The sequence below is a fragment of the Amycolatopsis lurida genome, from assembly GCF_900105055.1.
Taxonomy (GTDB): domain Bacteria; phylum Actinomycetota; class Actinomycetes; order Mycobacteriales; family Pseudonocardiaceae; genus Amycolatopsis; species Amycolatopsis lurida.
Genome location: NZ_FNTA01000004.1, coordinates 683,260 through 709,166 on the forward strand (window position 1 = coordinate 683,260; position 25,907 = coordinate 709,166).

Annotated in this window: 22 protein-coding genes; 7 read left to right on the top strand and 15 right to left on the bottom strand. The window is 69.2% G+C overall.

Annotated elements, in window-relative coordinates:
* Positions 1-150: 150 nt before the first annotated feature.
* On the top strand, positions 151-2,460 hold the full coding sequence (locus BLW75_RS08290) for a PQQ-dependent sugar dehydrogenase (protein ID WP_244175781.1): 2,310 nt from the start codon (positions 151-153) through the stop codon (positions 2,458-2,460).
* On the opposite strand, the gene BLW75_RS43450 is transcribed toward BLW75_RS08290, so the two are convergent.
* Complete coding sequence (locus BLW75_RS43450) at positions 2,418-2,894, bottom strand: hypothetical protein (protein ID WP_244175782.1); 477 nt, start codon at positions 2,892-2,894, stop codon at positions 2,418-2,420. The genes BLW75_RS08290 and BLW75_RS43450 overlap by 43 nt on opposite strands.
* Before the next feature lie 125 nt (positions 2,895-3,019).
* On the opposite strand from BLW75_RS43450, the gene BLW75_RS43455 reads away from it, so the two are divergent.
* Positions 3,020-3,217, top strand: coding sequence for a hypothetical protein (locus tag BLW75_RS43455; RefSeq protein ID WP_241784083.1), 198 nt, complete (start codon positions 3,020-3,022; stop codon positions 3,215-3,217).
* Between the two features lie 8 nt (positions 3,218-3,225).
* On the opposite strand, the gene BLW75_RS08300 is transcribed toward BLW75_RS43455, so the two are convergent.
* The 5 genes from BLW75_RS08300 to BLW75_RS08320 form a co-directional block, all read right to left on the bottom strand.
* Positions 3,226-3,660, bottom strand: a complete 435-nt coding sequence (locus tag BLW75_RS08300) for a VOC family protein (RefSeq protein WP_034323043.1) — start codon at positions 3,658-3,660, stop codon at positions 3,226-3,228.
* A complete protein-coding gene (locus BLW75_RS08305; protein ID WP_034323073.1) occupies positions 3,660-4,646 on the bottom strand; it encodes an aldo/keto reductase in 987 nt (328 codons plus the stop codon). Before BLW75_RS08305 ends, BLW75_RS08300 begins: the two co-directional genes overlap by 1 nt.
* Before the next feature lie 62 nt (positions 4,647-4,708).
* Entirely contained in the window at positions 4,709-5,263 is a 555-nt protein-coding gene (locus tag BLW75_RS08310; RefSeq protein ID WP_034323041.1) for a cysteine hydrolase family protein, read from the bottom strand.
* A gap of 42 nt (positions 5,264-5,305) precedes the next feature.
* Positions 5,306-5,728: a VOC family protein gene (locus BLW75_RS08315; RefSeq protein WP_034323038.1), complete on the bottom strand. Its 423-nt coding sequence runs from the start codon at positions 5,726-5,728 to the stop codon at positions 5,306-5,308.
* The gene (locus tag BLW75_RS08320; protein ID WP_034323035.1) at positions 5,721-6,290 is read right to left on the bottom strand and encodes a PadR family transcriptional regulator; all 570 of its coding nucleotides are present in this window, start codon (positions 6,288-6,290) and stop codon (positions 5,721-5,723) included. Before BLW75_RS08320 ends, BLW75_RS08315 begins: the two co-directional genes overlap by 8 nt.
* Before the next feature lie 123 nt (positions 6,291-6,413).
* Here BLW75_RS08320 and BLW75_RS08325 point away from each other — a divergent pair, with 123 nt between their 5' ends.
* The gene (locus BLW75_RS08325) at positions 6,414-6,797 is read left to right on the top strand and encodes a nuclear transport factor 2 family protein (protein WP_034323032.1); all 384 of its coding nucleotides are present in this window, start codon (positions 6,414-6,416) and stop codon (positions 6,795-6,797) included.
* A gap of 135 nt (positions 6,798-6,932) precedes the next feature.
* On the opposite strand, the gene BLW75_RS08330 is transcribed toward BLW75_RS08325, so the two are convergent.
* The 6 genes from BLW75_RS08330 to BLW75_RS08355 all read right to left on the bottom strand — a co-directional run bounded on the left by BLW75_RS08330 (position 6,933) and on the right by BLW75_RS08355 (position 17,066).
* Entirely contained in the window at positions 6,933-7,598 is a 666-nt protein-coding gene (locus BLW75_RS08330; protein WP_034323030.1) for a DNA alkylation repair protein, read from the bottom strand.
* A gap of 62 nt (positions 7,599-7,660) precedes the next feature.
* Positions 7,661-11,044 (bottom strand): hypothetical protein, encoded by a 3,384-nt coding sequence (locus BLW75_RS08335; RefSeq protein ID WP_034323028.1) that lies wholly within the window; start codon positions 11,042-11,044, stop codon positions 7,661-7,663.
* Between the two features lie 53 nt (positions 11,045-11,097).
* Positions 11,098-14,184 carry an ATP-binding protein gene (locus BLW75_RS08340; RefSeq protein WP_034323025.1) on the bottom strand — a complete coding sequence of 1,029 codons (3,087 nt, stop codon included), beginning with the start codon at positions 14,182-14,184 and terminating at the stop codon, positions 11,098-11,100.
* On the bottom strand, positions 14,184-14,810 hold the full coding sequence (locus BLW75_RS08345) for a hypothetical protein (protein ID WP_034323022.1): 627 nt from the start codon (positions 14,808-14,810) through the stop codon (positions 14,184-14,186). The genes BLW75_RS08340 and BLW75_RS08345 overlap by 1 nt, the downstream gene beginning before the upstream one ends.
* A gap of 24 nt (positions 14,811-14,834) precedes the next feature.
* Positions 14,835-16,466 (bottom strand): CATRA system-associated protein, encoded by a 1,632-nt coding sequence (locus tag BLW75_RS08350; protein ID WP_034323020.1) that lies wholly within the window; start codon positions 16,464-16,466, stop codon positions 14,835-14,837.
* Between the two features lie 3 nt (positions 16,467-16,469).
* The gene (locus BLW75_RS08355; protein ID WP_241784081.1) at positions 16,470-17,066 is read right to left on the bottom strand and encodes a TIR domain-containing protein; all 597 of its coding nucleotides are present in this window, start codon (positions 17,064-17,066) and stop codon (positions 16,470-16,472) included.
* Between the two features lie 225 nt (positions 17,067-17,291).
* Here BLW75_RS08355 and BLW75_RS08360 point away from each other — a divergent pair, with 225 nt between their 5' ends.
* Complete coding sequence (locus BLW75_RS08360) at positions 17,292-18,227, top strand: SEFIR domain-containing protein (RefSeq protein WP_158005434.1); 936 nt, start codon at positions 17,292-17,294, stop codon at positions 18,225-18,227.
* Positions 18,228-18,252: 25 nt separating this feature from the next.
* Here the strand turns inward: BLW75_RS08360 and shbA are convergent, their stop codons facing one another.
* Positions 18,253-18,903, bottom strand: coding sequence for an RNA polymerase sigma factor ShbA (gene shbA / locus BLW75_RS08365; RefSeq protein ID WP_034323017.1), 651 nt, complete (start codon positions 18,901-18,903; stop codon positions 18,253-18,255).
* Between the two features lie 4 nt (positions 18,904-18,907).
* Positions 18,908-19,342, bottom strand: a complete 435-nt coding sequence (locus BLW75_RS08370; protein ID WP_034323014.1) for a hypothetical protein — start codon at positions 19,340-19,342, stop codon at positions 18,908-18,910.
* Between the two features lie 222 nt (positions 19,343-19,564).
* Between BLW75_RS08370 and BLW75_RS08375 the strand changes: the two genes are divergently transcribed.
* The gene (locus tag BLW75_RS08375; RefSeq protein WP_034323012.1) at positions 19,565-22,060 is read left to right on the top strand and encodes an ATP-binding protein; all 2,496 of its coding nucleotides are present in this window, start codon (positions 19,565-19,567) and stop codon (positions 22,058-22,060) included.
* A 50-nt stretch (positions 22,061-22,110) separates the two neighbouring features.
* Here BLW75_RS08375 and BLW75_RS08380 read toward each other — a convergent pair whose 3' ends face one another.
* Positions 22,111-23,082: a hypothetical protein gene (locus tag BLW75_RS08380; RefSeq protein WP_091597162.1), complete on the bottom strand. Its 972-nt coding sequence runs from the start codon at positions 23,080-23,082 to the stop codon at positions 22,111-22,113.
* 263 nt (positions 23,083-23,345) lie between these two features.
* Here BLW75_RS08380 and BLW75_RS42765 point away from each other — a divergent pair, with 263 nt between their 5' ends.
* Positions 23,346-23,504: a hypothetical protein gene (locus BLW75_RS42765; RefSeq protein ID WP_158005433.1), complete on the top strand. Its 159-nt coding sequence runs from the start codon at positions 23,346-23,348 to the stop codon at positions 23,502-23,504.
* 194 nt (positions 23,505-23,698) lie between these two features.
* Complete coding sequence (locus BLW75_RS08385) at positions 23,699-25,876, top strand: ATP-binding protein (RefSeq protein ID WP_091597165.1); 2,178 nt, start codon at positions 23,699-23,701, stop codon at positions 25,874-25,876.
* The last annotated feature ends 31 nt before the right edge of the window (positions 25,877-25,907 follow it).

Sequence of the window (25,907 nt, forward strand, 5' to 3'; positions counted from 1 at the left end):
GCGGAACGACCTGAGGCAAGTAATGCCGAACGGAGGACGCCGCCCTGCCGTGACCGTCTCGTTTCTCGCATACGCGTAACAACTTTCGGCCTTCTCACGGCATACCGGAGAGCCGTCTTTTCCGGCCGGTCCCTGCGCGGAGGAGTTCGTGTGCTGAGTTCCCGTCATTTCCCGTTCCCCCGAAGATCACGGCGCGCGCTGGCGGTGGGCGTGGTCGGCCCACTGGTCGGCGCGCTCGCGGTCGGTCTCGTCACCGTCGCACCCGCCGAAGCGGCGGTGCCCGCCGGCTTCACCGACACGGTGGCGATCGGCGGGCTCAGCTCGCCGACCGCCACCGCGTTCGCGCCGGACGGGCGCGTGTTCGTCGCCGAAAAGAGCGGCCTGGTCAAGGCCTTCGACTCGCTCGCCGACCCGACGGCGACGGTGTTCGCCGACCTCCGCACCCAGACACAGGACTTCTGGGATCGCGGCCTGCTCGGGCTCGCCGTCGACCCCGCCTTTCCCGCCAGGCCGTACGTCTACGTCTCGTACACCCTCGACGCGGAGCCCGGCGGAACCGCGCCGCGGTGGGGTGACACCTGCCCGACCCCGCCCGGCGCCACGGACAAGGGATGCGTCGTGACCGGCCGGGTCTCCCAGCTGACGATGGGTTCGGCCGGCACGGCCGTCAGCGAAAAGCCCCTGGTCACGGGGTGGTGCCAGCAGTACCCCAGCCACTCGGTGGGTGCGCTCGCCTTCGGACCGGACGGAGCCCTGTACGCGGGCGGCGGTGACGGCGCCAGCTTCACCTTCGCCGACTACGGCCAGGCCGGGAACCCATGCGCCGACCCGCCCTCGCCCGCCGGCACGAACCTCGCGCCGCCGACCGCCGAGGGCGGCGCGCTGCGTTCACAGTCGCCGCGGCGCCCCGCCGGGCAGCCGGTCCTGCTCAACGGAACGGTGCTGCGCATCGACCCGGACACCGGCGAAGGCGTCCCCGGCAACCCCTTCGCGAACAGCGCCGACGCCAACGCCCGTCGCGTGATCGCCTACGGCGCGCGAAACCAGTTCCGGTTCGGTTTCCGGCCGGGGACCAGCGAGCTCTGGGCCGGCGACGTCGGCTGGGACACCTGGGAGGAGATCAACCGCGTCGCCGACGTCGGTGACGGCGTGGCGGAGAACTTCGGCTGGCCCTGTTTCGAAGGCAATGCCAGGCAGGCAGGCTACGACGGAGCGAACCTCGACCGCTGCGAGTCCCTGTACTCCTCCGGCGGGCACGCCGCCCCGTACTACGCCTACAACCACCGTGCCAAGGTGGTGGCGAGCGACCCCTGCCCCACCGGCGGCTCGTCGATCAGCGGCATCGCGTTCGAATCCGGAAGCAACTATCCCGCCGAGTACTCCGGCGCGTTGTTCTTCTCCGACTCGTCCCGTGGGTGTATCTGGGCCATGCAGGCCGTCGGCGGCCAGCCGAGCCCGAGCCGTCTCGTACCGTTCGTGACCGGCGCCAACGTCCCGGTGCAGGTGCTCACCGGCCCGGGCGGCGACCTGTTCTACGTCGCGCTGGGCAGCGGCGAACTCCGTCGCGTGAGCCATCCCGGCGGCACCAATCGGCCGCCTTCCGCGGTGGCGACGGCGAATCCGACGAGCGGGCCCGCGCCGCTGACCGTGCAATTCGACGGCACGTCGTCCACCGACCCGGACGCCGGGGACACCCTGTCGTACGCCTGGGACCTCGACGCGGACGGCGCGTATGACGACTCATCGGCCTCCGCCCCTACCTGGACCTACGCCGCGGCAGCCGCGGTCGATGCCGGATTGCGGGTGACGGACTCCCAAGGCGCGAGCGCGACCACGACCGTGCGGGTGACCGTCGGTAACCCGGAGGGCCTCGACCCGGTGCCGGTCATCGACAGCCCGGCAGGAACGTTGACCTGGTCCGTCGGCCAGAACGTGTCCTTCTCCGGCCGCGCCGTCGACGCCCAGGACGGACAGCTCCCGGCGTCGGCGCTCTCGTGGCGGCTCGCGATCCGGCACTGCGCGACCAATGGCACCTGCCATACGCACAACGTCCAGGACTTCCCCGGCGTCGCGGCGGGCTCGTTCGTCGCACCGGACCACGACTACCCGTCGTACCTGCAACTGACCCTCACCGCGACCGACTCGACCGGCCGGACCGGCAGCAAGACGGTCGACCTCCAGCCGAAGACGGTGTCGCTGAACTTCACGTCCAGTCCCAGTCAGGCGATGCTCACCGTCGGCGGCACGCAGCAGCGCACGCCGTTCTCCCGGACGGTGATCGCGGGCTCCACCAACTCGATCAGCGCGGACAGCCCGCAGAATCTGCCACCACTCAACCTGAAGTACGCCTACACCGGGTGGGCGCACGGCGGCGCGCGGACGCAGAACATCATCGCGCCGGGTACGTCCACGACCTATCAGGCGAAGTACCGGCTCTGCTGGCTGCTGCAACCCTGCTGAGATCCACGGCGGGTTCGCGTGTCACGCGAACCCGCCACAGCATGCTTTTCCTTGTCGCGGAACACGTTCCGCGACAACCGTAAGATCCCCGAAAGGGTCGGAACCCACCTCGGAAACACCTCGTCGGATCGCCGATCCAGATCCGCACGAAAGGTGAATCCGATGACCTGTCCAAGCCTGCCCGACCAGCAGAACACCCAGTCGTCGACCGTCAAGCCCGGTGTGGCCATCGGGATCCTGGTCGCGGTGATCGTGCTGGTCGCCTTCTGTATCACCGGCTTCGCCGCGCCCGGTTTCCTGCTCCGCAAAGGGCCCGGAATCTCGCTGCCCGCCCCGCTGAACAGCCCGACGACCACCACCTTTTCACCCACGAGCACCACGGAAAGCCCGACCAGCACCAGGGTCAGCCGTCCGAGCCGCCCGCGGATCACCATCACCAGGCGCCCGGTTCCGCCGCCGGAGAAAGGTGTTCAGGTGGTCGCGGACTTCCTCTCCGAGATCGCCGCCGGGGGACAGGCCGTCGGCGATCGCGCTCGCTTGCGAGGCACAGAAGAGGTTCATGGACGACAAGATCGATTCTCTTCTCCCGCTGGGTTCACGCGTTCAGATAACGAAGACCGGCGGGACGGCCAAGTTCGTCCTGGCCGACGTCGCCGGAGTCGTCAAAGGACGGTCCGCCAGGGGTACCGTGATCGCGGATCGCACCGAGGACGGCGGATTCTGCATCACGACGTTCAGCATCCGCGACGCCCGCTGAACACGGCCTCAGTCGAGACAGAACTCGTTGCCCTCGATGTCCTGCATCACGATGCACGACTCGTTCTCCTCGTCGGCGAGCATGACCCGCTCGCAGACCGCGCCGAGCGCCTCCAGGCGGGTGCGTTCGGCCTGAAGGGCGGCGAGACGTTCGTCACCGACGAGCCCGGTGCCCGCCCGCACGCAGAGATGCACGCGGTTCTTGACGACCTTGCCTTCGGGGACACGCTGGAAGTACAGCCGCGGGCCCACACCGGTGGGGTCACTGCAGACGAAGTTGGCGTCCTGCTCCTCGACCGGCAGCGTGCGGGTGTAGTCGTCCCAGGTGGCGAACCCCTCCGGCGGCGACGGCACGACGTATCCCAGCACTTCGCACCAGAAACGGGCGAGCCGCTCGGGTTTCGCGCAGTCGAACGTGACCTGGACCTGTTTCACCGACACCATCAGACCACCCTAGTCGCTGTCGAACCGATCAAACCCGCGGCGCGCAGATCGGCCCAGACCTGCGCGGGCACCTCCGCGGCGAAGGACTCCACGTTGCGTCGTGCCTCTTCCGCGGACCGCATCCCGACCGCGATACCGGCGACGGCCGGGTGCTGGAGCGGGAAGGCCATGGCCGCTTGGGGAAGCGTCACGCCGTGTGCCTCGCACACGTCTGCGATCCGGTTCGCCCGCTCCACGACGTCCGGTGTGGCGGTCTCGTAGTCGAAGTGCGCTCCCGCGACAGGCCTCGGCACGGCGAGCAATCCGGAGTTGAAGATCGATGCCGCGATCACCGAGACACCGCGCTTCTCGCACGCGGGCAGGAAGGTGTCGAGCGCGCTGTGATCGAGCAGCGTGTGGCGGCCGGACTGCATGATCACGTCGACATCGGTCTCCTCGACCAAAGTGGTCAGCATGTCCGTGTCGTACATTCCGGCGCCGATCGCGCCGACGATCCCTTCCGACCGCAGCTCCGCGAGAGCCGGGTAGCCGTCGCGCAGCGCGTCGCCGAAGAACTCCTCGGCGTCGTGCAGGTACAGCACGTCGATCCGGTCGAGGCCCATCCGCTCGAGGGAATCCTCGACGCTGCGCCGGATCCCGTCTCGTGTGAAGTCGCGTACCCGGCGGTGCGTCGCGGGGACGTGGAAGCCCGCCGGATCCCTTCGCCCGGCCGGATCCTGCGGAACCAGCAGGCGGCCGACCTTCGTCGAGAGGACGAAGGAAGCACGCGGCCGCGAGCGCAGGAACTCGCCGATGCGGCGTTCGGAATGCCCGATCCCGTAATGCGGTGACGTGTCGTAGTACCGGATCCCGCCGTCCCAGGCCGCGGCCAGCGCCCCCGCCGCGGTCTCGTCGTCCAGTGGCGCGAACAATCCGCCGAGCGGCCCGCCGCCGAACCCCAGCCGCGTCACCTCGACAGCGGTACGCCCGAGTCGACTCGTCTCCATCTCCGCCCCCTTGATCAGGTCGGCGACCACGGTGCCACATCCGGGCGATCCGGTCCCGCGATTTATGCGCCGCCGACGAGCCACTCCGCGCACGGCACGACCTCGAAGCCCCGGCTCGGGAACACCTTGTCGACGAAGAAGCCGTGCATCTCCGGATCACCGTCGGCACAACCGTCGCGCAGCACGGTCACGTGATAACCGCGGTCCGCCGCGTCGTAGGCCGTCGCGGCCACCATGGCGCTGGTCGCGACTCCGGCGATCGCGACCGTGTCGACGCCCCTGGCGCGGAGCACCAGGTCGAGATCGGTGCCGGCGAAGGCGCCGGCACGGCGCTTCAGCACGACCACGTCCTCCTCGGCGACCGGCAGGTCGATCTCCGTCCCGGCCGAACCCTCGTGGAAGGTGTCCCCCGCGCCGTGGAACGACTCGAACAGCGCGTTCCCGGGCGGCAGATCGGCCCCGTTGCCGCGGAGAGCGAAGTGGACGAACACGACGAGCGCGCCGGCCGCACGCGCACGCGGCAGCAGGCTCTTGATCGGCGGCAGAACTGTTCCGGTGAACGGGTAATTACCCGTGATACCTCGCTGGAGGTCACCGATGATCAGCGCGGTGGTCATGACCGGAAGCTACCCGATCTACTGTGCCGCGCCTGAGCGCGTTCAGGCGACGAAGACGCAGAACGGATGCCCCGCCGGATCCGCGTAGACGCGCAAGGGTTCTTCCAGGTCGTCGCTGCGGTCGAGCCGGAGCCGCCCACCGAGTTCGAGGACGCGGGCGTGCTGCACGTCGAGCTCCTCGACCGAGTCCACGGTCAGGTCCAGGTGCAGTTGCTGGGGCACCGGCTCGGCGTCCGGCCAGCTCGCTTCTTCCAGCCGGTCGACCTGCTGGAACGCGAGTTGCGCCCCACCGTCCGGGTTCCGCAGGACCAGCCAGTCCTTGTCCTCGGTGCCGGGCGGGGGCGCTTCGTCCCCTGGCCGGTAATCCCAGACCAGCAGCCGCCGGTAGAACTCCGCCAAGGTGCGGACGTCGGTGCCGTCCAGCACCACCTGACGAAACCTCGGACCTGTTTTCCGCTCAACCATGCCGTTCCTCTCCGGCGCGCCGATCGAGTACCGCGAGAACCATCTCGCACCAACGAATATTCTCCTGTTCGAACGCGATCCCGCGAGCGAGGGTCAGATACGGCCCGACGCGGGGCGCTGTGGCGAGGAAATCCGCTTCGGCGGACTCGCCGAGCAGACGCTCACGAAGGCGCTCGAACCGCTTGAGTTTCGTCTCGGCTATGGCCATCTTGTCCGCGACCGCGCACCGGACCTCCTTGTCGTCGCCTGCCTCGATGGCTTGGACCTGGACCAGCAGCTCGTCACGGATCGCGGTCGGCTTCGGCGCCCGGGTGGTGAATTCGGCGAGTTCGGCCGCACCCGCGTCGGTCAGCGAGAAGAGCCGCTTGGTGGGACGCCGCCGCTGTTCGACGACTCGCGCCGCCACCAGGCCTTGCGACTCCATTTTGTCCAGTTCGCGGTAGAGCTGCTGCGGTGTCGCGGTCCAGAAGTTGGCGACCGACGCGTTGAAGCTCTTCGCCAGGTCGTAGCCCGAGGACTCACCGTCCAGGAGCGTCGCGAGGATCGCGTTCCGCAGCGCCATGGCGCGATGATAGTGCCGCGCGGATTAGTCGCAAAGTTGACTAGACACTTTGGTGGACACTGACGCGGTGATCACCTACGCTCGGCGCATCTACTCAACAAGTTGACTATGAGGAGATCGTCCATGCCCACGTTCCGTGAAGCGGTCGAAGCGAAGGACGCCGCCGCGATCGAGGCGTTGCTCGCCGACGACGTGGTCTTCACCAGCCCGGTGGCGTTCAAGCCCTACCAGGGGAAGGCGATCACCGCGGCGATCCTGCGCGGCGTACTGCGCGTGTTCGAGGACTTCCGCTACGTCCGCGAGATCCACGACGGGGCACACCACGTGTACGAGTTCGAAGCGACCGTCGACGGGCTGGAGATCAACGGCTGCGACCTCCTGACCTTCGACACCGACGGCAAGATCACCGACTTCAAGGTGATGGTCCGGCCGTTGCGGGCGGCCGAGGCGCTCGCGGCACGGATGGGGGCCCAGTTCGAGGCCATCAAGGCGGACGCGCTCGGCTGAGGCTTGGCACCTGGACGCACCACACGCCTGCGCGACCTGGCGCGGGGGGTCGTGAGTGGCAAGTGTCGTTCTAACGCTCCTTACCACTCACGACCCCACGCGCATTCGCCTTGAGCGCCCAGATCGGACGCTCAGTCACGCCTGCCGTCGCACCATCTCGGCGATCCAGGCGGGCGCGAACGGCGACGTGCAGTTCGGCGGGGTCGGATAGTCCTTGAGCACTTCGAGGCGCTCCCCGATGTCGATCGCCCGGGCACGGTGCTCCGCGTGGTCGATCCCGATCTGCGCCAGGCAGTGGTTCATCGCCCACTGCAGGCGGTCCGGCGCGGTCTTCAGCTCCGCTTCGATGACGTCGAGCAGCCGGGTGAGGTCGAGGCCCTCGGGCTTCTTCGCCACGCGTTCGGTGGTCAGTGCCCAGCCGGCGCTCGCGACCACGGGATCCGGATCGGCGGACCACGCCAGGCGCAGCTCTTCGGCGTGCGGGTTCTTCTTGACCACGTAGTTCACGAGCCAGTCGTGCACCTTCGGGGTCCGCGCCTCGCGCACCATGCGGTCCAGCTCGTCGCGGTCGAACGCCTTCGGACGGCAGATCAGGAGCGCGAGCAGTTTCGCCGCCGTGTCGTCCGTTTCCCACAGCTCGCGGGCGAGGTCCTGCTGGGTTTTCAGCCGCTTCGCGATCGCACGAAGCTTGCCGAGGTTCACGCCGTGGTCGTCGCCGTGTTTCTCGTTCACCTGCCGCGCGCGCGGATCTTCGAGCGCCGCCAGTTCGGCCAGCACCTCGGCCGTCGTCGTCCCGGTCACCTGGTCAGCCTACGAGGCGCTCCGGGCGGAGGAGCCGGTCCACCCGGAGCGCCGTTTCGACGTCAGCCGCGTCGTGCCAGGTCGTCGGCGTGCTCACGCAGGAGCGCGGCGACCCGCGGCCAGCCGACGTTGATCCGCCGGGCCCAGCCGCGATGCCGCTGCGCGAGCTCCCCCGAGTCGCCGTCCTGGACGGTCAGACCGGTGGCGAAGCCTTCCCGGAGATATCCGCCGTCGGCGACGTCCAGGACGTCCCGGACCGGCTCCGGCGGCCATCCGCCGTCGGGAACGGGGGAACCGCTCGCCAGCAGGGTGCCGATCGCCCGGTCGCCGAACTCGGCCCGGCCGCGTTCGGCGAACTCCGCGCGGGCGCGCGAAACCCAGGCCTTGAGCGCGGCACCGTCGAGACCGGACTCGGTGGCGCCCGGCATGGTGCGCGTCTCGAAGATCGTCAGCCACGCGTCGACCAGTTCCACACTCGGGGCGCCGTCGTCAACGGGCTGGATCCGGGTGCAGAGATCGACGAACGCGCCGGGGTCCTCGGCGAGGATCCGCTGGAGGCTCCGCGGTTTCCGGTGGTGTTTGAGCGCCGCGTGGAACCGCAGTTCCAGCCGCGCGACCGCGACGTCCGAAGCGCCTGCCTCGGCCAGGTGGTCCAGCAGCGGCCCCACGTTCGCGACGGCCTTGCGGTCGGGTGCCTCGACGCCGTCGGCGGACGCCTGGAGCAGCACGTCCTCGACCAGAGCAAGGGGCAAGGACGGCGGTTCGGCCGCGCGCACGGCCAGTGCGAGTGCCTTGACCGCGGCCCACGGCCGGCGCCGCGCGAGTTGGGTGACGAAGAACGATTCCCGTCCTTCGGGGAGCGGCCACGGGCCGACGTGCGTCCAGTAGCCCTCGAGGACCGCGTCGTCGGCGGCTTCGAAGAGCGACGGCGCGTGGTCCACCGGAACGGCGAGGAGGTAGTCGACCAGCCTGTCCTGCTCCTTGAGCTGCGTCGCGACCCCATGCCGCCACTCGTCGCCCTGTGACCGCGCCATCTCGCCCGCCCAGCCTGCCGCCCAGTCCTCGCGCCCGAGTTCCGCGAGCGCGTCTTCCTGGAGGTCGTCCCCGGCGACCTGGGCCGCGACCACTCCGACCAGCCTGGGCAGAGCGCTTTCGGCGGCGAGGGCGCTCAGCCCGGCGGCACCGTGTTCGCGCAGGACACCCCCGACCGCGTCCCGGCGAAGACGCCCGATCTCGGCGTCACGCGCGTCCGGGTCGAGGGAGTCGCCGCCGTCCAGGTACGGAGCCCGGCCGAACAACAGGCCGTGCCGCCCCGGGTTGACCGCGGGCTCGACCATCTCGGCGCAGGATTCCAGCCACTGCAGCAATTCCTCCGGCAGCGTCCAGCTCGCGCCGTCGTGATGACGATGCTCGGCGATCACTCCGGTGAGCAGACCCCACAGGCGGAGACGTTCGTCCGCCGAGAGCCGTTCGGCGTCCAGCCTCGTGAAGGCCTCCACGACGCGATCCCACTGCGCGGTGTTCAGCTCGGGCAGCCGTTCGAAGAACTCGCACCACCGGTGAGGCCGTTCCGCGAGGGCCGACAGCGCCGAGGCGACCAGCTCGTCTTCGAATTCCGGCCCGTCGACGACGGCGACCGGCGGCGCCGGGACCGTCCATTCGAGACGGACCTGGGGCCGCTTCGGAGTGGCGAGCAGGTGTCCGCGCGGACCGCGCAGGAGGGCGAGGGCCAGCCGCCAGCCCGCTTCCGGCGACCGGCGGCCGATCGCCTTGACCAGCTCCGTCCGCTGACCGGCGGGCAGGTCGAGATACGGGTACCACGGCTGCACCAGGGTGATCAGGGATTCGAGCGGCTGGTCACCCGTCTCCCGGCCGGGCCGCGTCAGCTCGGCCAGCAGCGAGACGACCATCGGCAACGCGTCGTCGGACCGGCTGACCGTTTCCAGCGCCGCGATCAACCCGTCGGAGGTACCGCTCAGCGGTGACGGGTCGCTGGTCAGCGCGTGATCGACGGCCCCGAGGAACTCGTGAGGAGCGGCTTCCGCGAGCAAGGGCAGCACGTCGGCGAGCGACCGCCAGAGCACGCCGTCCGCGTCGTCGTTGGCTTGACCGAGCACTTCGCGGACGAAACGGGTGGCATGGTCGGCGCACGCGACCCCGCCCGACAGCGTCGTGTCCCCTTCGGAGGCCAGGAGCGCCGCGCTCCGCGCCAGCCCGTGGCGCAGTTCCACCGACCACTTCCGCCCAGGTTCCCGTTCCGTGAGCACCTTGACGGCTTCCTCGTGCCAGCGCCGCAGATCCTGCGCGCCGAGCCTGCCGTGGAGGAGCGCCCAGGCATCGTGCGGATCCGCCAGCCGCACGGTGTCACCCGACCGGGCGAGCAGGGGGTCGTCGCCTGCCTCGGACCTGGCGAAGAAGCGCGTGAGCTCGTCGATCTCGCGTCCGGCGATCGCGGCGATCTCGTCCAGATCGTGCCTCGATCCCGCCGACCACCGGCCGATCAGCAGGAGCGGCGCGGCGAGATCGCGCTCCAGCGGGTTCACCCATTTCGGGAGGTCGTCGGCGACGGCCAGTTTCCGGCGCAGGGCGCCGAGACTCAGCCGTGCGATGTCCGCGTAGGCCGTCGCGTCGGCGGGCGGGACTCCGGCCGCGGCGAACTCCTCGGCCGCCTCGTCACGCGGAATCCCGGGCAGCTCCAACAGATCGGCACCGTCCCGGTCCGGCGTTCTCCGCACCACGACGACATGCCCGCCACCGGTGTCCTCCCCCACCTCGACGCCGTCCACCACCGCGACGAAAGGTCCCTCCAGATCGCGGCAATGACGCCAGCCCTGCTCACTGGACACGCGGACCGCGCGGAGACCCGGCCGCTGGGCCGCCACCGCGGTCGCGACGAACGCCGCGGCCTCGGTCCGGCTGACGGCGTAGACGGGCAGGACCGACGGTGCGGCGTCCAGCCAACCGCAGAGCCGGTCCGTTTCGCGGGCCCGGCCGAGTACCGGGAGGGCCTCGGGCAGCACGGGAAGCGTCTCGTTCCGCCAGGATTCGAGCCACTCCCCCAGGTCTTCGAGGCCCTGCACGACACCGATGCCCAGCTCCGGGGCGATCCGGATCAGTTCGATGACCAGCCCCGCGGTGTCCTGTTCCGCCGTGCGTCCGCCGAGCCGCCGGTACCGCAGGCGGGCGAAGCCGGCGATTTCGGACGGCAGTTCGCTTTCCCCGGGCATGACGGCGTCGTCGACGAGGACCGGGACGATCTTCTTCCCGAGCCGCAGTGCTTCGGCGATCTCCTCCTGGGCCCCGTCGTCCAGCCCCTCGGCGCCGATCGGCACCACCAGGACGGACGCGGAGCCGCCGGACCGGACGACCCGGTCCCTTCCGAACACGTGACCGAGACTCCGGCCGAGACCGTCACCTTCCCGGGCGGTGATGAAGATTCCTGCCATGATGCGAAATCCTTTCCAGCGAGCACAGTTGCTGAGGTGTACGGGCCGTGGTTTCACTCGGCTTCACGGCGGGCGCGGGCGAGCACCTCCTCGACGCTGAGCGGGCTGGCCGGATGGTGGGTGAGGCACAGCGGGGTGGTCACCCGCTGGAAGCCGAACGCCTCCCCCGACACGTAGAACTGGGCGCGTTCCAGTCGCGAGATGTCGTCGACGGGACTGCCCTTGGCCCTGGCGAGTTCGTTGGCGGCGGCGATCTGGGCCGGACTGTTGAGCCTGCCGAAGAACTGCGTCATCGCGTTGCCGACGACCTGGTTGTGCAGTCCCTTGGGCGCCTGGGTGGCGAACAGCAGGCCCAAGCCGTATTTCCGGGCCTGCGAGGCGAGCACGATGGTGCTGCGGGTGCTCGCGGTGAGCGTCCCCGACGCGGCGAGCATCTGCGCCTCGTCCATGACGAAGAGCGCGCCGAGTGGCCGGTCGCCCGCCGGATTCCGTTTGGCCCAGGCGAAAAGTTCCATCTGGAGCTGGTTGACGAAGTTCTGCCGCTGTTTCTCCGAAGGCAGCCCGACGAAACTGATGACCGAAACCCTCGCTCGCTTGCCTTCCCCGGGAGCGAGCAGGAGCGCCGGGTCGACGGGCTCGCCACCGCCCGCCAACAGGGGGTCGTTGACCATGGAGGCCTTCAGCAGTTCGGCCAGCTCGGCCGCCCGCTTCCGCCCGTCGTTCAAGGTGCTCACCCCGTCGGGCAGGTCTTCGAGCACCTCGATGAGTTCGGGCAGGCTCCGTGACCCGGTACGGGCGTGGTGCACCACGGCCTGCCGCAGCACCGCGAGCCCGACGGTGGTCTTCGCCGTGCCGCCGGTGAGCTTCACCTGGGGAGCGAGCGTCGCCACCGCGACCTCGACGGCCGCGTTGAACTCGTCCTCGTCGTCGAGGACACCGGCGAAATCGGGCAACGGCTGGAACGCGAGCGGCCGCCCTCCCGCCCGTCCCGGCGTCCACACGACGACGTCGGTCTCGGCCAGATACCGCTTGGCGAGCTCGGCGTCGTCAGCTCCCCACGCCTCGGGCGGCTCCGGCCAGGCGTCCCCGAGCCGGGCGAGGTCGTTGTTCGGATCCAGCACGATCGCCGAAACACCCTGCAGCGCGCATTCCTCCACGATCCGCCGCAGCAGTACCGTCTTCCCGGAGCCCGAACCCGCGAACACCGCGGCGTGCTTGCGCAAGGCCGCCAGTTCGATCCTGACCGGTTTCCCGCTGCCGCTCACGGCGCCCAGGGTGATCTCCCCCTCGACGGCCGGGGCGTGCGCCTCACCGGATCCGGGGGCGGCTCGGGGAAGGGGCTCGGGCAGGACTTCCGCCAGGAGTTCCGACCGTCCGGCGGGGCGCCGGTCGACGAGCCACTCGTGGAGTTCCCGGCTGCCCTCGGCGAACATCTTGTCCAGCGCCCAGAACGTGCGGATGTCCGCATCGGACAGTTCGCGTGCCCGGCCACCGTCCTTCTTGAACGCCTTGAGTTCCGCTTGGGTCTTGACCCCTCGCGACCAAGCCAGATTGCGGATCACGACCAGGTGCCGGTTCTCGGCTCCCTTGCGCACTCCGGCCGCCGAACGCGCCTTGCGGAACCGATGCAGCACGGCGACGGGATTCGGCGCCGCGATGGCGCGGAACGCCCAGTGCTCCTCCAGATCGGAGGCCTCGTCCACCGTGCGGGTGAGCCAGGCGTGCAGTTCGTTCCGGTCGCTCTTGGCCCCGTAAACCCATTCCAGGTTGTCGTCGCCGACCTCGGTGATCCATCCCCGGAGTGCCGCGGCCAGCAGGCGGGGCATCACCTTGTCCTCGACCTTCGGATCCAGCAGAGCCGATGGGTCGGCCTCCGATCGAAGCTCCTCGAACCGTTTGTCCAGTTCCACGAACCGATCGGCGGCCATCGCCGGACGCGGCGGCGTGGCCGACCGCCCGCCGCCTTCGTCGAACGTGGTCAGCTCGGTGATCCGGCCGGCCCGGACGCAGGCGTCGATATGCGCGCCGATCCGCTTCAGCACGTCTCGCGGGGACATCTCCTCCCACTCCCCGTCGAACGCGGACGGCGACACCGGCCAGGTGGGGTGCGGCGGCACGAAGTTCATCGCCTCGTAAGCGACTCCGAGTCGCTTCTCCACCAAAGCCCTGCCGACTTCGGCGTCCCTCACCCTGCCGAGGATCAGGGCTTCCCGGAAGCGATCCGGAACGGTGTCGGTGGCCTTCTCCTTGAGCAGTTCCCACGTGCCGGGGAGGCAGGCGAGCACCGTCATGGTCCGTTTCGTCGCCTCCCGCAACCCCATCAGCCCGTCCGCGATCTGCGCGACGAGCAAGTCCTGTTCGTCGCTGTCCCGCACTTTCTGGAAGCTCACCGCGGAACGAGCCACCAGGGTGTCGAGCTGGTCGACGGCGATCACGATCGGGCCGGTGAGCGCGAGCAACCGCGTGATGTTCCTGACCTGGGTCTTCGCGGACTTGGGGTCCGAGCGGATCCCCCATTTGCGGCGGTCCCCGGCTTTCGACTCCGGGAACACGCCGAGGTAGTCGTCCCCGACGTAGTTCTTGCTCGGATCCTCGCTCGCGTAGAGCACCAGAGCCCGTGCCGTGTCGGCGCATTCCCTGGCGACGTCCCGATCGAAGGCGCGCAGGCCCTCGACGAACGTGTCCACGTCACCCCTCGACAGACCACGCCCGTCCAGGATCTTCTTCGTGACGTTCGCGTCGATGCTCGCGCGGAGACAGACTCGACGGAGAAAGCTGGTGAGCTGCGGTACGCCGGAGCCGTCGAGCCGCGAAAGGCCCCGGCGCATCGCCTCCGCGGTGTTCTCCCAGAACGCGTCGCCCGCCGTGAGGTCGTTGAGGAAGAAGTAACCGCGGGCGCCATGGGCCTGTTTGCGGACCAGACCGAGCAGGTGGGTCTTGCCCACGCCTTTCTTCCCTTGGAGGACCAGCCCGATCGGGCTCGGGCCGTCGCTGGCGACGGCCTCCTTGATCCCCGCGCTGACCTCCGTCAGGACGCCGGTGTGCAGGCCGTCGACGTGGTACGGCGAATCACGCCACACGTGATCGGGTGTGTCGGCCCAGTCGAAGCGCAGCGCCGCGAGCGCGCTCAGCTCGTCCATCACGGCGCCTCGATCGAGATCAGATGGTTGTCCTCACCGCCGACGCGGACCGCCGCCGCGTGGTCGGCGGCGGTGAGCGCCTTGCGATTCGATTCCGGCACGAGGTCCGCCTGTCCCGACCGGCTGAGTTCCTTCAGCACCGAGTCTACGTCCACAGTGGACGCTTCGCCGAGCATCGGCCGCAGTTCCACCAGCGCGACCCAGTCCCGGGGCGAACGGGCGAGTTTGCGATAGGCGATCCGGATCCGGCTCTCGATCTCCTCCGCCGTCAGGTCGACGTCGGGCATGAAGAGGTCGGCGAGCCGGAGCTTCTCCCTCCGGAGGTGTCTGCCGAGCCCGCCGAGCACGACATACAGGGCGCTGCCCAGGCTGCTCCGGGGCCTCGGCGCCTCTTCCTGGCTCAATTCCTCCTCGCACCAGGCCCAGCCACGCTCGGTCAGCTCGTGGAAGTAGGGACGCCCGCGCTTCTCGCTGGCCACCAGGTCGAGGCCGTTGAGCTGACGGCGTTCCTCACCGTCGAGGGCGAAGCCGACGATCTCACGCAGCTCCGGGTTCGACACCTCGCGGGCGACCACCATCAGCGCCAGCATCGCCGCGGTCTGCTTCTGTCCCAATCGATCCGTCATCCGTGATCCTTCCGTACCTGGTTGCTATTGATCGAGGAATCCGCTGAATCCCTGGCGCGTCACCCTGGCCTCCGAGGTCCGCACGGCCCATTCGATCGCCATGCGGGTGTCGGACGGCGCGAGCACGCGGCGTTCCGGATTCGTTTCGGTCGTCCGGGTCCGCGTCACCGACATGAGTTCCTGGGCGAGGTCCTGTACCCGCTCCCGGTCCCCCGCGCCGATCGCGATCTGCAGCTCGGCGACGATCTCGTCCACCAGTCCCCACATCAGCGGGCGCAGCCGGGCGTGCGAGGCCTGCCGGAGCACGCCCGCGACGTCGAGCTCACCCGGGTCGACGAGTGCCGTCGTTCCCGTGAGCTGGTCCACCAGGCTCCTGGCGATCTCCATCGGCCCGCGGGACGGGCCGAACTGGAGATGCCGCAGATTGCCGACGTAACCCGGCAGGGTGTTCGGCTTGGTCTCCTCGGTGAGCACCGGGACGACGCGGCGATCCTGGCCGAGCGTCCGGTGCAGGAACAGTTCGACCTCGGCCGACTGCCACCGGCTCACCTCCCGGTCGACGATCAGGCACAGATGTTTCGCGTCGTCCTCGGTCTTTTCGAGCATCGACCGTTCGCCGGAAAACGACAGAACCGGCCGGATACCGAGCTCCACCAGGTACTTCATGAGTTCCTCGGCGAGCCGCATGGTCGGCCTGGTCGTGCTGACCCGGACGTCGTGGGCGAAGGTGCGCTTTTCCGCGCGGACCCCGGCGACATAGGCGTCCCGGTTCTCCGCGAGCAGATCCGTCCGGTCGAAGTCGTGCGCGACGACCGCGGCGACCGTTTCCAGCGCGAAACTGATCTGGTCGGCGGTCGGGCTGAGCTCCGTCATCACCGGGAGTTGCTCGCCGAAGGTCCAGAAGGAGACATACGGCAACGTCAGATGCCGGGACATCACGTCGGGAGAGACATCGCGGTCGAGCCAGCTGCGGAACAGGTCCTTGGTCTCTTCGAGACAGATGCGGCGCCACTCCTCCGAGCGGGCGTATTCCTCGCGGGCGTCGAATCTGGACAGCACCGGGAGGACGGTCAGCTGAGGCCGGTCGTAGGGCATGCGGTCGCGGGCGGCGTTGGCCCGGTCGGCGATCTCGACCGCGCCCTTCATGCTCTGCACGTTCGCCGTGAAGAGGACGACGAGCCGGTCGGGAAGATGGGCGGTGCAGATGCCGCCGATATCGGAGATCCCGGTGCGGCTGTCGATGAGGACGTAGTCGTAGGCGGCCGTCCACTGTTCCCGGCACAGTTCGAGGTAGTCGCCGAAACCCTGTTCGTACAAGGCTTCCCAGTCGAGATCCTGCACTCGCCGGACGTAGGCGTCGTCCGCCCGGCCGGCGGTGATGACGTCGAGTCTCACCTTCCCGGTCAGCCGCGTCGTATGCGCGCCGGGACGGAGCCTGCCCTCGCGGAAGTCGTCGATCAGGTCCACGACGCCACCCGACGGGGGCGCGCTCATCATCGGCCGGAAGTAGGTGTCCAGACCGGGCGCTTCGAGGTCCCAGTCCAGGCACAACACCCGATTTCCCCAGCGTGCCAGGAGCACGGCGATGTTGGCCAGGGTGAAGCTCCGCCCGACACCGCCCTTGTAGGAGTAGAAGGTGACCACGGTTCCCGGCATGGGTCAGAACCTCGGCAGCTTCGACGGCCTGGGCGGGCCGGGTGGTGGCGGCGTTTCGACCGGCCACTCGGGAGACCACGGTGGCGCCTGCTCGATGACCTCCACCAGGTCCTCCACCATCAGCGCCAGCTCACGATCGAAGTCGAGGTACTCGGGGGTGTTCTGGTACTGCGGATGCGGCTTGTTCCAGTCCCGGAAACTGTGCATACGACGTTCGTGGGCGTAGCCGGGAAAGTTCTCCGAGTCACTGAAGATGACCGGATAGATCAACCTTCCGGGCTTCGCCGAGCCGCTACCGGCGACGATTTCCTCGCGTTTCGCCATCGTGTGCCATTCGGCGAGACACCACTCGTCGCGAAAGTACTTCGGGGAGCAGACCGGGATCAGGATCCGAGCGCGCTGTAACGCGTCACGAACCACTTGCGGCCACTTTCCTCCCACCGGGACGCCGTCCTCCAGAAATATCTTGACGTCGTAGTCGACATTGTCGTCCAGAATTCTCTGCAACCGAGGATGGAAGTGATTCCGTACCCAGTCCGGGGCGTCGCCACCGCCGCGGCGATAGCTGATGAACACGTCGTACTCGTACACGAGCGCCATCGCCCCTTCGCACCCCGATCCGTTTGACAGCCCCGATCGTAGGGGTCCACGACGCCTTCGAAAAAGGTACAAAAACACGACAAAAACTGGACACGGCAGCGCGCGCGAGCCCGAAAACGACAGAAAGATGACAAGCGGGCGACAATGGGTGCGCCACGACCTCGGGATCGTCAAGAATGCGACGCACCCGGCGGGCCGGGTTCCCTTCGTCCGACAGGAGTTCCGATGACCGACAACGAGCCGCCGCACGTGTTCGTCACTTACGCACATGATTCACCGGAACACAAAGAGCGGGTCCGCCTCTTCGCGGAATTCCTGCACGGCCGGATCGGTCTCGAAGTACACCTTGACCAATGGGACGACGGCGAGCGCCGCGACTGGTCGTTGTGGGCGTTGGACCACCTCGACACGGCGGATTTCGTGGTCGTCATCGCTTCGCCGGAGTACAAACGCCGTGCCGAGGGAAGGGCGGCGTTCGACGAAGGCCGCGGATCCCAGTTCGAGGCGGCGCGGATCCGCGACAGGATGACCAGGAATCTCGGCGGCGAGATCAAACGGATCCTCCCGGTCGTGTTCACCGGGCAGTCCGTCGACGACATCCCGAACTTCCTCAACCCGCACTCCACCACGAGGTACCCGATCGAGGTGCTCAGCGAGGAAGGTGTGGAGGATCTGCTGACCGCGATCACCGGCAGGGCCCGGCACCAGCGGCCCGAACGCGGCCGATGGCGTGGCGGCGCGACGAGCGGGACCGGACCGGGCCGGACGTCGCTGGCGACCGGCCTGGAATGGCGCGCGTGCAGCAGCGGCATCCGCACGGAGGGCGCGCGGATCAACGACGTGCAGTACTCGGACAGCATCGTCCTGCGCGCGGCCGAGCGGCTCGCCTTCGTCGAAGTGAGCCTGGGAATGGCCTACCGGAGGCTGACCGCGGTGGCCGGTGTCCTCGACGACGCGGCCGAACCCTTCCAGGTCGGGCACTTCCGCGTACTCCTCGACGGGAGGCCGTCACCCGAAGTCAAGGTGGCGCTGGGGAAACCGGCGGAGATCGTTCTCGACGTCACCGGTGTCCTGACGGTCCGGCTGGAATTCCACCGTCCGGGTACGACGGAGAGCAAGTGGCTCCCGGAACTGGCGTGGGGCGACCCCGCCGTGGAGTAGCCGGTGAGGACGGTTCGCCCGGCTCCTAAGAGAAGTCCTCGTCCTTCACCAGTTCGCGGAGCTTCACCAACGCCCGGTGCTGTTTGACCCGCACGTTCCCCGGAGTCAGCCCGAGCGCGGCGGCGGTCTCGGTGGCGGACAGGCCGACGACGATCCGCAGGGTGAGCACCTCCCGCTGCAGCTTCGGGAGCCGGGCGACGAACCTGCCCAGCCGGGTGCCGAGGTCGACGCCGAGCACGTGGCTTTCCGGCTCGTCGCGGACCGATCCGGCCTCCGGCAGTTCGGGCACGGGGTCGGATCGGTCGCGGGACACCACGCGGAAGGCGTCGGCCACCTTGTTGGCCGCGATAGCCCGCACGAGGTAGACGAAGGAGCCGCCTCGATCTTCGTACGCCGGCAGCAGTTTGAAGACCGCGAGGCAGGCTTCCTGCGCGACGTCGTCGGCCGATAGATAGGAGAGGTCGCGGCCGCCCATCCGCGCGCGGCAATAGCGCACCAGCATCGGCTTCACGACCGCCAGCAGCGCGTCCACCGCGTCCGGGTCCCCGGTCTTCGCCGCGGCGACGAGCGGATCGAGCGTCTCTTTGGTCAGGCGGCCCGACGGGCGCGGCAGGGTCGCGAGCGCGCGGTAGCCCTGGAGTTCGCCGTCGATCGGGCGGGTGTCGAGGGTCGGCATCGGTTCACCCCATCACTTTCGCGGTGGCGTCGAGCCGCCGGACCTGCGCGAGAAAGGCGTTCATCCGCCATCGCAGGCTGTGCGCCTTCGCCGTGTCACCGAAGAGCTTCTTCTTGTGGAGGATCGCGGCCAGCTCACCGACCGTGCGCCCGTCCGCCTCGGAGATCTCGAGGGAGATGCCCTGCCGGACGCCGTCGAACTCCGGGGATCGGGCGATCATCGGATTGCCGTCGTCCGCCACGGACCAGCCCCTTCCCGCGATCTTCTTCGTGAAGACCTGGCGCAACTGCTGTCCGCTCAGTGCCGTTTCCACGCGGCGCGGCCGGAACCCGTGTCTCTTGAGGGCGGCGTAACCCAGGTACAGCACGGCGATCACGAGGAGGATCAGGCCGACGGCCGCGCCGTTCCCCTCGGTGGTGGTGTCAGTGGCGATTCCCATGCTCTCTCCCGGGCGTTCACGGTCCGAATGCCCGATAATCGAGGAGCGCGGTGACGTCGTTGCGGAACGGCGTTTGTTGTCCTCGTTTTGTCCGTTGCCCGAATTCGCGAAGCGGGCAGATCAAGGACAGGTTTCCCGGCTGCGCCGTCATCGGTAGCGAAATCGTTCCCGGGATCGATCCCTGCGCTGGCGAACCGGCACGATCACTGGGAGCGAGCGCTGATGATGGATCGTTTCGATGTCTTGTTGTGTTTCACCGCGGCGGATTCTGACGGCGTCGCGCGGATGGGCGAGGTCGAAGCGGCTCTTCGCGACGCTGGGCTCCGCGTCGTCCGGGATACGGTCGTCGACGGGATCACCCGCGAAATCGCCGACGCGCTCGCGAATTCACGGGTCGTGCTCGTCCATTACTCGCGGGCCGGCCGTGTGCATGTCCTCGATCCGGACATCGGCGGCGAGCACGGGGATCCGCGAGATCCGACGGCTCTTGTCGAACTCGTCCTGCGCAAGGTGGACGGTGCCCGTCGTCCGCGCGGCGGCGGGAACCGGATGATCGGACGGTACCGGGAGCTCTCGGCGATCCATCATGGCCTGCGTGCCCGGCCGGTCCTGATGGTGCGCGGGCTGCCGGGTGTGGGCAAGACCGCGCTGGTCGAACGGTACGCCGACCTCTTCCAGGACGCCTACGACGGCGGTGTGCTGCGGCTGGGCCCCTTCGGGCATCACGCGCCCGACGAGGTCTTGTCCCAGTTCCACCTCGCGTTGGCCCGCGCGGCCGGGGATCGGCTGGGCACCGACCTGGCGGGAATGGATTCCGACCGGCTGCGCGCCCACGTCGCCGAGCGGATCGGGGCCGCCGGCCGCCGTGCTCTCGTCCTCATCGACGACGTACCGGCGGGGCTCCCGCCGGACGTCCTGGACCGGTTGCTGCTCCCCGCACCCGAGGTGTCCACGGTGCTCACCTGCCGGACAGGGCAGTCGCCGTGGGACGTCGAGACGCTGGACCTCGCCGGGTTGTCACCGGCCGAAGGCCTCAGGCTGTCCGGCGAGCACCGCGCACCGGCCGACGACGCGGAGCGCCAAGCGGTTCTCCGGCTCATCGAGCACTGCGACGGGCATCCGATCACGGTGCGCGCCAGCGCTTCCCCGGGTGCCGATCGCTCCGCCTCCCGCCCGGACACCGCGCCGCCGGCGATCCGTGTCCTGCTCGCCGACCGCGGGCCGATCGCCGCCGGGATCGTCCGGCTGGGCGGGCTGCTGGCGCCGGTCCCCTTTCCGCTCGGCATCGCCCGTGACGTTCTCGACGCCGGGCCTAGTTTCACGGAAGCCGTCGACGAAGTGCTGGCCTGGGGCCTGGCCTCCTTTGTGGACGGTGGACTGCGAATGCAACCACTCGTGGCCGAGGTCGCCAAAGCCGGGCTCGATCCGGGACCGATGCCGGAGTCCGCGGCGAAATCCTTGCTGCGCCTGCTTTCCGACGACCGCGCCGGATACCGGGACTTCCTTCTCCAGCACGCCCGTTCCCTCGCCGAGCATACGTCCGCGGCGGGTCGGATCCGGCTGCTGCGCCCGATCGCGGCCGCGCACGAACGGCACCTGGACTTCTTCGCGGCGGGCGAGATCCACGCGATGATCCTGGCCACCGAAGGAGCGACGAGCACGGACTTCGTGACGGCGGCACGGGTGGAGATCGCCTGCGGGCTGTATCCGGAGGCCGCGCGGCACGCCCGGCGCGCGCTGCTGTCGGCGGGCGACGACGACGAGCGTTACGCGGCCGGCTTGGTCGCCGCGCAGGCGTTCGACTGCCAGGGCGACTACGACGCGGGCGAGCGGATGTTCTGGCACAGGTCCCTCGTCCGGGGTGGAACCCGGTTGCCCGCGGTCGTGGCGAGCGCACAGGCGACGCGCCTCAGGGGCCGCCCCAGGGAGGCCATCACGTCTCTCACCGCGATCCTGCCGGAGCTCCATGCCTTGCCGAACGGGCCACTGCGCGAAGGACTCCTGCCGTCGGCACTGCTGGAGTACACGCGCGCCCTGCTGCTCGACGGCCGGCCACGACCGGCACGCGATGTCGCGGCGCAGGTGATCGCTGCCTTCCACGCCGCCGGCCGGACGCGGCACTTCCGGTGCACCGAAGCCGAGTTGCTGTGGGCGGAGGCGACGATCACCCTCGATCTGCGAGACCTTCACGCCGGCCGCACCGCGCTGCGTGAGCTCGCGGACAGGTATGGGCGACGTTACGGGCCGGAGAGCGCGCCGGCCTTGACCGCCACGGCCATGGCCGATCGTGCGCTGCTGATCCCGGCACGGCCGGAGCAGGCCTTGCGGGCACTGAGCGCGACAGAGCGAACGGTCGTCCGCGTTCTCGGCGGTGACCACCGGCTGCGCTACCGGATCAGGCACGGCATCGCCCTGGCGCACGGGCAGATGCGCGAGTTCGGCCGCCAAGCCGAACTCCTCGAGGAGATCCTCCAGCCGCAGATCCGGCTGCTGGGCATGACCCATCCGGAAACCCTGGAGACCAGGCTCGACCTCGGTCTCGCGCTGGCCTTCAGCGGGCGCGACCGGGAGAGGCGCGCCGTGGAGCTGGTCGAAGGCGCCGCGGACGACATCGTCGCGACGCTCGGGAGCGCGACCGATCTGGCCGAGAAGGCGGTCGCGGCGCAACGGGTGCTGCGGCACAAGACCGTCGCGGCGTGGCCGGCCGGGTGGTCGTGATCCTGTGGTGAGGCAAGGTGCCGTGGCGCGGAAACCGCACCCAGCGGGATTCATGCCTCGCTCGACGGCCTCCAGCGCACCCCGTAGGCGAAACCCGGTGTCAGATGCCGGAACTTGACGTGGATCTCGCCGGAAGCGTCCGGCGTCAACGGGAATCCGCGTGCCGCCTCGTCACTCGCGTCGTCTTGGAAGACCCGTTCGAGCTGTACGACCTCCATCGGGATCGGCAGGGCGAACCGGACGTGTAGATCGAACAGGTCGACCGGATGCCGGGGAACGCAGACGAAATGCGGATGCCGGAATTCCGCCCGGAACCGCATGGCGATTTCGTGCCTGCTCGACCGTTTGAGCGGACGCGGCAGCCGTAACGCCAGCCCGACCCGATCGGTGGACTCCATCCTCCGGCCGGTCAGCCGTCCACCGTGGAACACGTCCACACGCAGATCGTCGCTGCCGATGGCTTCGCCGCGATAGACCGAGTCGGTCAGCGTCAGTGCGAGATCCAGTTCGGAGATGTCGTCGGCGTCCGCGACGATCCGGCGGGATTCCAGTACCTCCGGAACCGGCTGGTCGAGCGCCACCGCGACGCGCAGCTCCTCCGTGTGCCACCTTCTGCTGGGCTCGGGCACGTCACCGTCGTCGGATTCGCTTGTGGACGCCACGGCGACCTCGGCGAGCCGATCGATGCCTTCGTCGATCCGGCGGCGGGCCGTCCGGTCGTCGCGTTGCAGATGCCTGGCCAGCCAGCGCACCCGATCCTGATAGAAGGGGTGCACCGCCTCCGGGTGCAGTCCGAGCGCGGCCAGCACCGCGGTGCTCAGGTCCTCGGGCAGCGAACGCGCCCACCCGGACAGGCTCTCGCGCAGCGTCCGCCGGATCGCCGCGTTCCCGTCACCCCCGGACGCGCCGCAGACCGCGCGCAACGCGGGGCCCGCGCGTTCGGCGAGCTGAGGTGCCGCAATTCCCCTGCCCCGCCGAAGCAGCTTCAATTCGACGGCCAGGTCCGCAGCGCTGACGGTCACCAGTCCTCCCCTAGTGGTTCAAGCACGATCGTCAATAGTCGTCAGCCCGGCGGCCCGTGTCCAGCCGATCGCGGTCGTGTATCGCCGATCGTTATTTTGGGTTTTCCTTTCCCGCCCATACGGGAAACAGGAAACTCCTTGTCGCTCACGGACCGGCGACGCATTCTTGGTGAGCCGCCCCAATTAGCGGCGAATAACACTCCAACCAGCGGTTTTCCCGTGTTGTCGAGTGCTGCCCGGACGCGCACACCGAAGGAGTCGGAATGAAGGTCATGTGCTCGTTTTCACTGCTCTTACGGCTGGCTTTCTGGCTGTGGGTGGTCGCGCTCGTCATGGGGCTGGTGCTCGGCAGCGCACCGGGAACCGCGCCCGCGAACCCGGTCTCGCCCGTGGTCGCCACAGACGGAAAGGAGGTGGACTGACAATGCAGACCCACGCCATCGACCTGATTCTTGCCCTGCTCGGTCTCGTGTTCGGCTGAGCGGACACGGTGATCGACGACATGAGATGCCCCTGCGTCCGTCGGCCGGACCCGCGGATCCGGCCGACGGACGGCGGCCGCTGCCGAAACACCGTCCACACGGCCATACTGATCCTCCGACGAGGGTGGGGGCCGATGAACGAGCGAGCCACATTCGGAGCGGAGCTGAGACGCCGCCGCAAAGCGGCAGGCCTTTCGCTCACCGAACTCGCCGCCCGCACCCACTACAGCAAGGGTTACCTCAGCAAAGTCGAGACCGGGCTTTCCGCGCCGAACGCGGCGCTCGCCGCTTTGTGCGAAACCGAACTCGGCGCCGAAGGAGAACTGAAACCGCTACTGCCCGGTGAACCCGCGCGGCGCAGGACGCGGCCGGACGTCCGGCCTTCCGGTCTGCCACCGGCGACCTCGTCGTTCACCGGCCGGGCAGACGAGTTGCGGGCCATCCGCGCGGCGCTCGAAGCCGATGGCGGTGTCTGCGTCGTGTCCGGCATGGGCGGCGTCGGCAAGACGGAACTCGCGGTGCGGTGCGCGCACCGGCTGGAATCCGGCTTCGCCGACGGCTGCCTGTTCATCGACCTGCGCGACGAATCCGGCGAGCCCGCCGCGGTGCACGACAGATTGCTGCGGGTGCTGGGTGTTCCCGCGGATCGTGTCCCCGCCGACCCCGCCGATCGCGCGGCGCTGTACCGGTCCCGTCTTCGCGGCCGCAGCCTGCTGCTGGTGCTCGACAACGCGGTCAGCGCGGCCCAGGTGCGCCCGCTGCTTCCCGCCGAGCCGAAATGCCGGGTGCTGATCACCAGCAGGTCCAGGCTGAGCGCGCTCGACGACGCCGTGCACGTCTCGCTGGCCATGCTGCCGCTCGACGCGGCGGTCGAACTTTTCACCACGGTCACCGGCGTTCCCGCCGGAACGGCCGTCACCCGGGTGGTCCAGCGGTGCGCCCGACTCCCTCTCGCGATCCGGATCGCCGCGGCGCGGCTTCGCGCGCATCCGGCGTGGGACGTCACCGAACTCGACCGGCGCCTGGCGGACGAAACGACCCGCCTCGGCGAACTGGACGACGGCGAACGCTCGCTCGCCGCCGCGTTCCGGTTGTCCGTCCATCAGCTGAGCGCCGCCGAGTCGAGACTTTTCGGCCTGCTCACCGTCCATCCCGGCACCGACGTCGACATCCATACCGCGAGCGCGCTGAGCTCGCTTTCGTTCCGGGAGACCGACCGTCTGCTGGACCGTTTGCACGAAGCGCATTTACTCACCCAGCCAGAGGCCGGCCGCTACGGATTCCACGACCTGCTTCGGGCATTCGCGACCGAATTCGTATCAACCGACGCAGAGGACGGAATGAAAGCATTCAGCAGACTGGCCGCTTTCGCGGTACGGACCGCCGCTCAGGCCGACAAGGAACTCACGCCGCACCGCTTCGTCCCGGAAATCGACTTCGCCCCGGGGCTCCCGGAACCGGCCCGGTTGGACGACGGCGAGATGGCGATGGCCTGGTTCCGCACCGAATGGCCAGGTCTGGTCGCCCTGTGCCGGGCCGCGCGGGACCGCGGCGAGCACGAGCGATGCTGGCAGCTCGCCTTCTTCCTGCGTGACTACTTCTTCGTGGCCAAACTCTGGGATCCCTGGATGGAAACCCATCGGTGGGCGCGCGCGTCCGCGGCGGTGATCGGGGACCTGTGGGCGCTCGCCACCACCACGGCCAACCTCGGGGTCGCGCACGTCGATCGCGGCGACCTGGACGAGGCTTCGGCGTGCTACGGCGAAGCGCTCGCGCTGTTCCGGCGGATCGGCGACGGGCACGGGGAAACCACCACGCTCGCGCACAGCGGCTGGGCCGAGCACTACCGGGGCGACCACGAAGGCGCCTTGCGGGACCTCCGGCAGGCGCACGCGTCCTACGTCCGTGGCGGCAACCGCCGCAACGCCGCGATCACCGAACGCGGGATCGCGCTGGTGCTGACCGCGCTCGGGCAGGCCGCCGAAGCCGCCGCGCTCGCCAACCGGACCTTGGCCGTCTTCGACGAACTGCGCCTGGACCTCGACGCCGCGATGGCCCTCAACTGCCTGGGCTGGGCCTGGTACAACGCGGAGCGCCACGACCTCGCCGCCCCGGCCTATCGTGCCGCCGCGGACCGGGCCGAGGCCTGCGGGAGCCGGTATGAGACCGCGCGCGCCTACGTCGGTCTCGGCAATGTCGCGGCCGCCGAAGGCTCCGCCCAGATGGCGGCGGAGCTGTGGAATCGAGCCGACGAGATCCACCCCGATCTCGATCGGGTGATGGTCGGCGAAGCCCGGGCACGGAGGGTGTGACACGGGGCCGGTATCGCTCACCCGGCGTGCC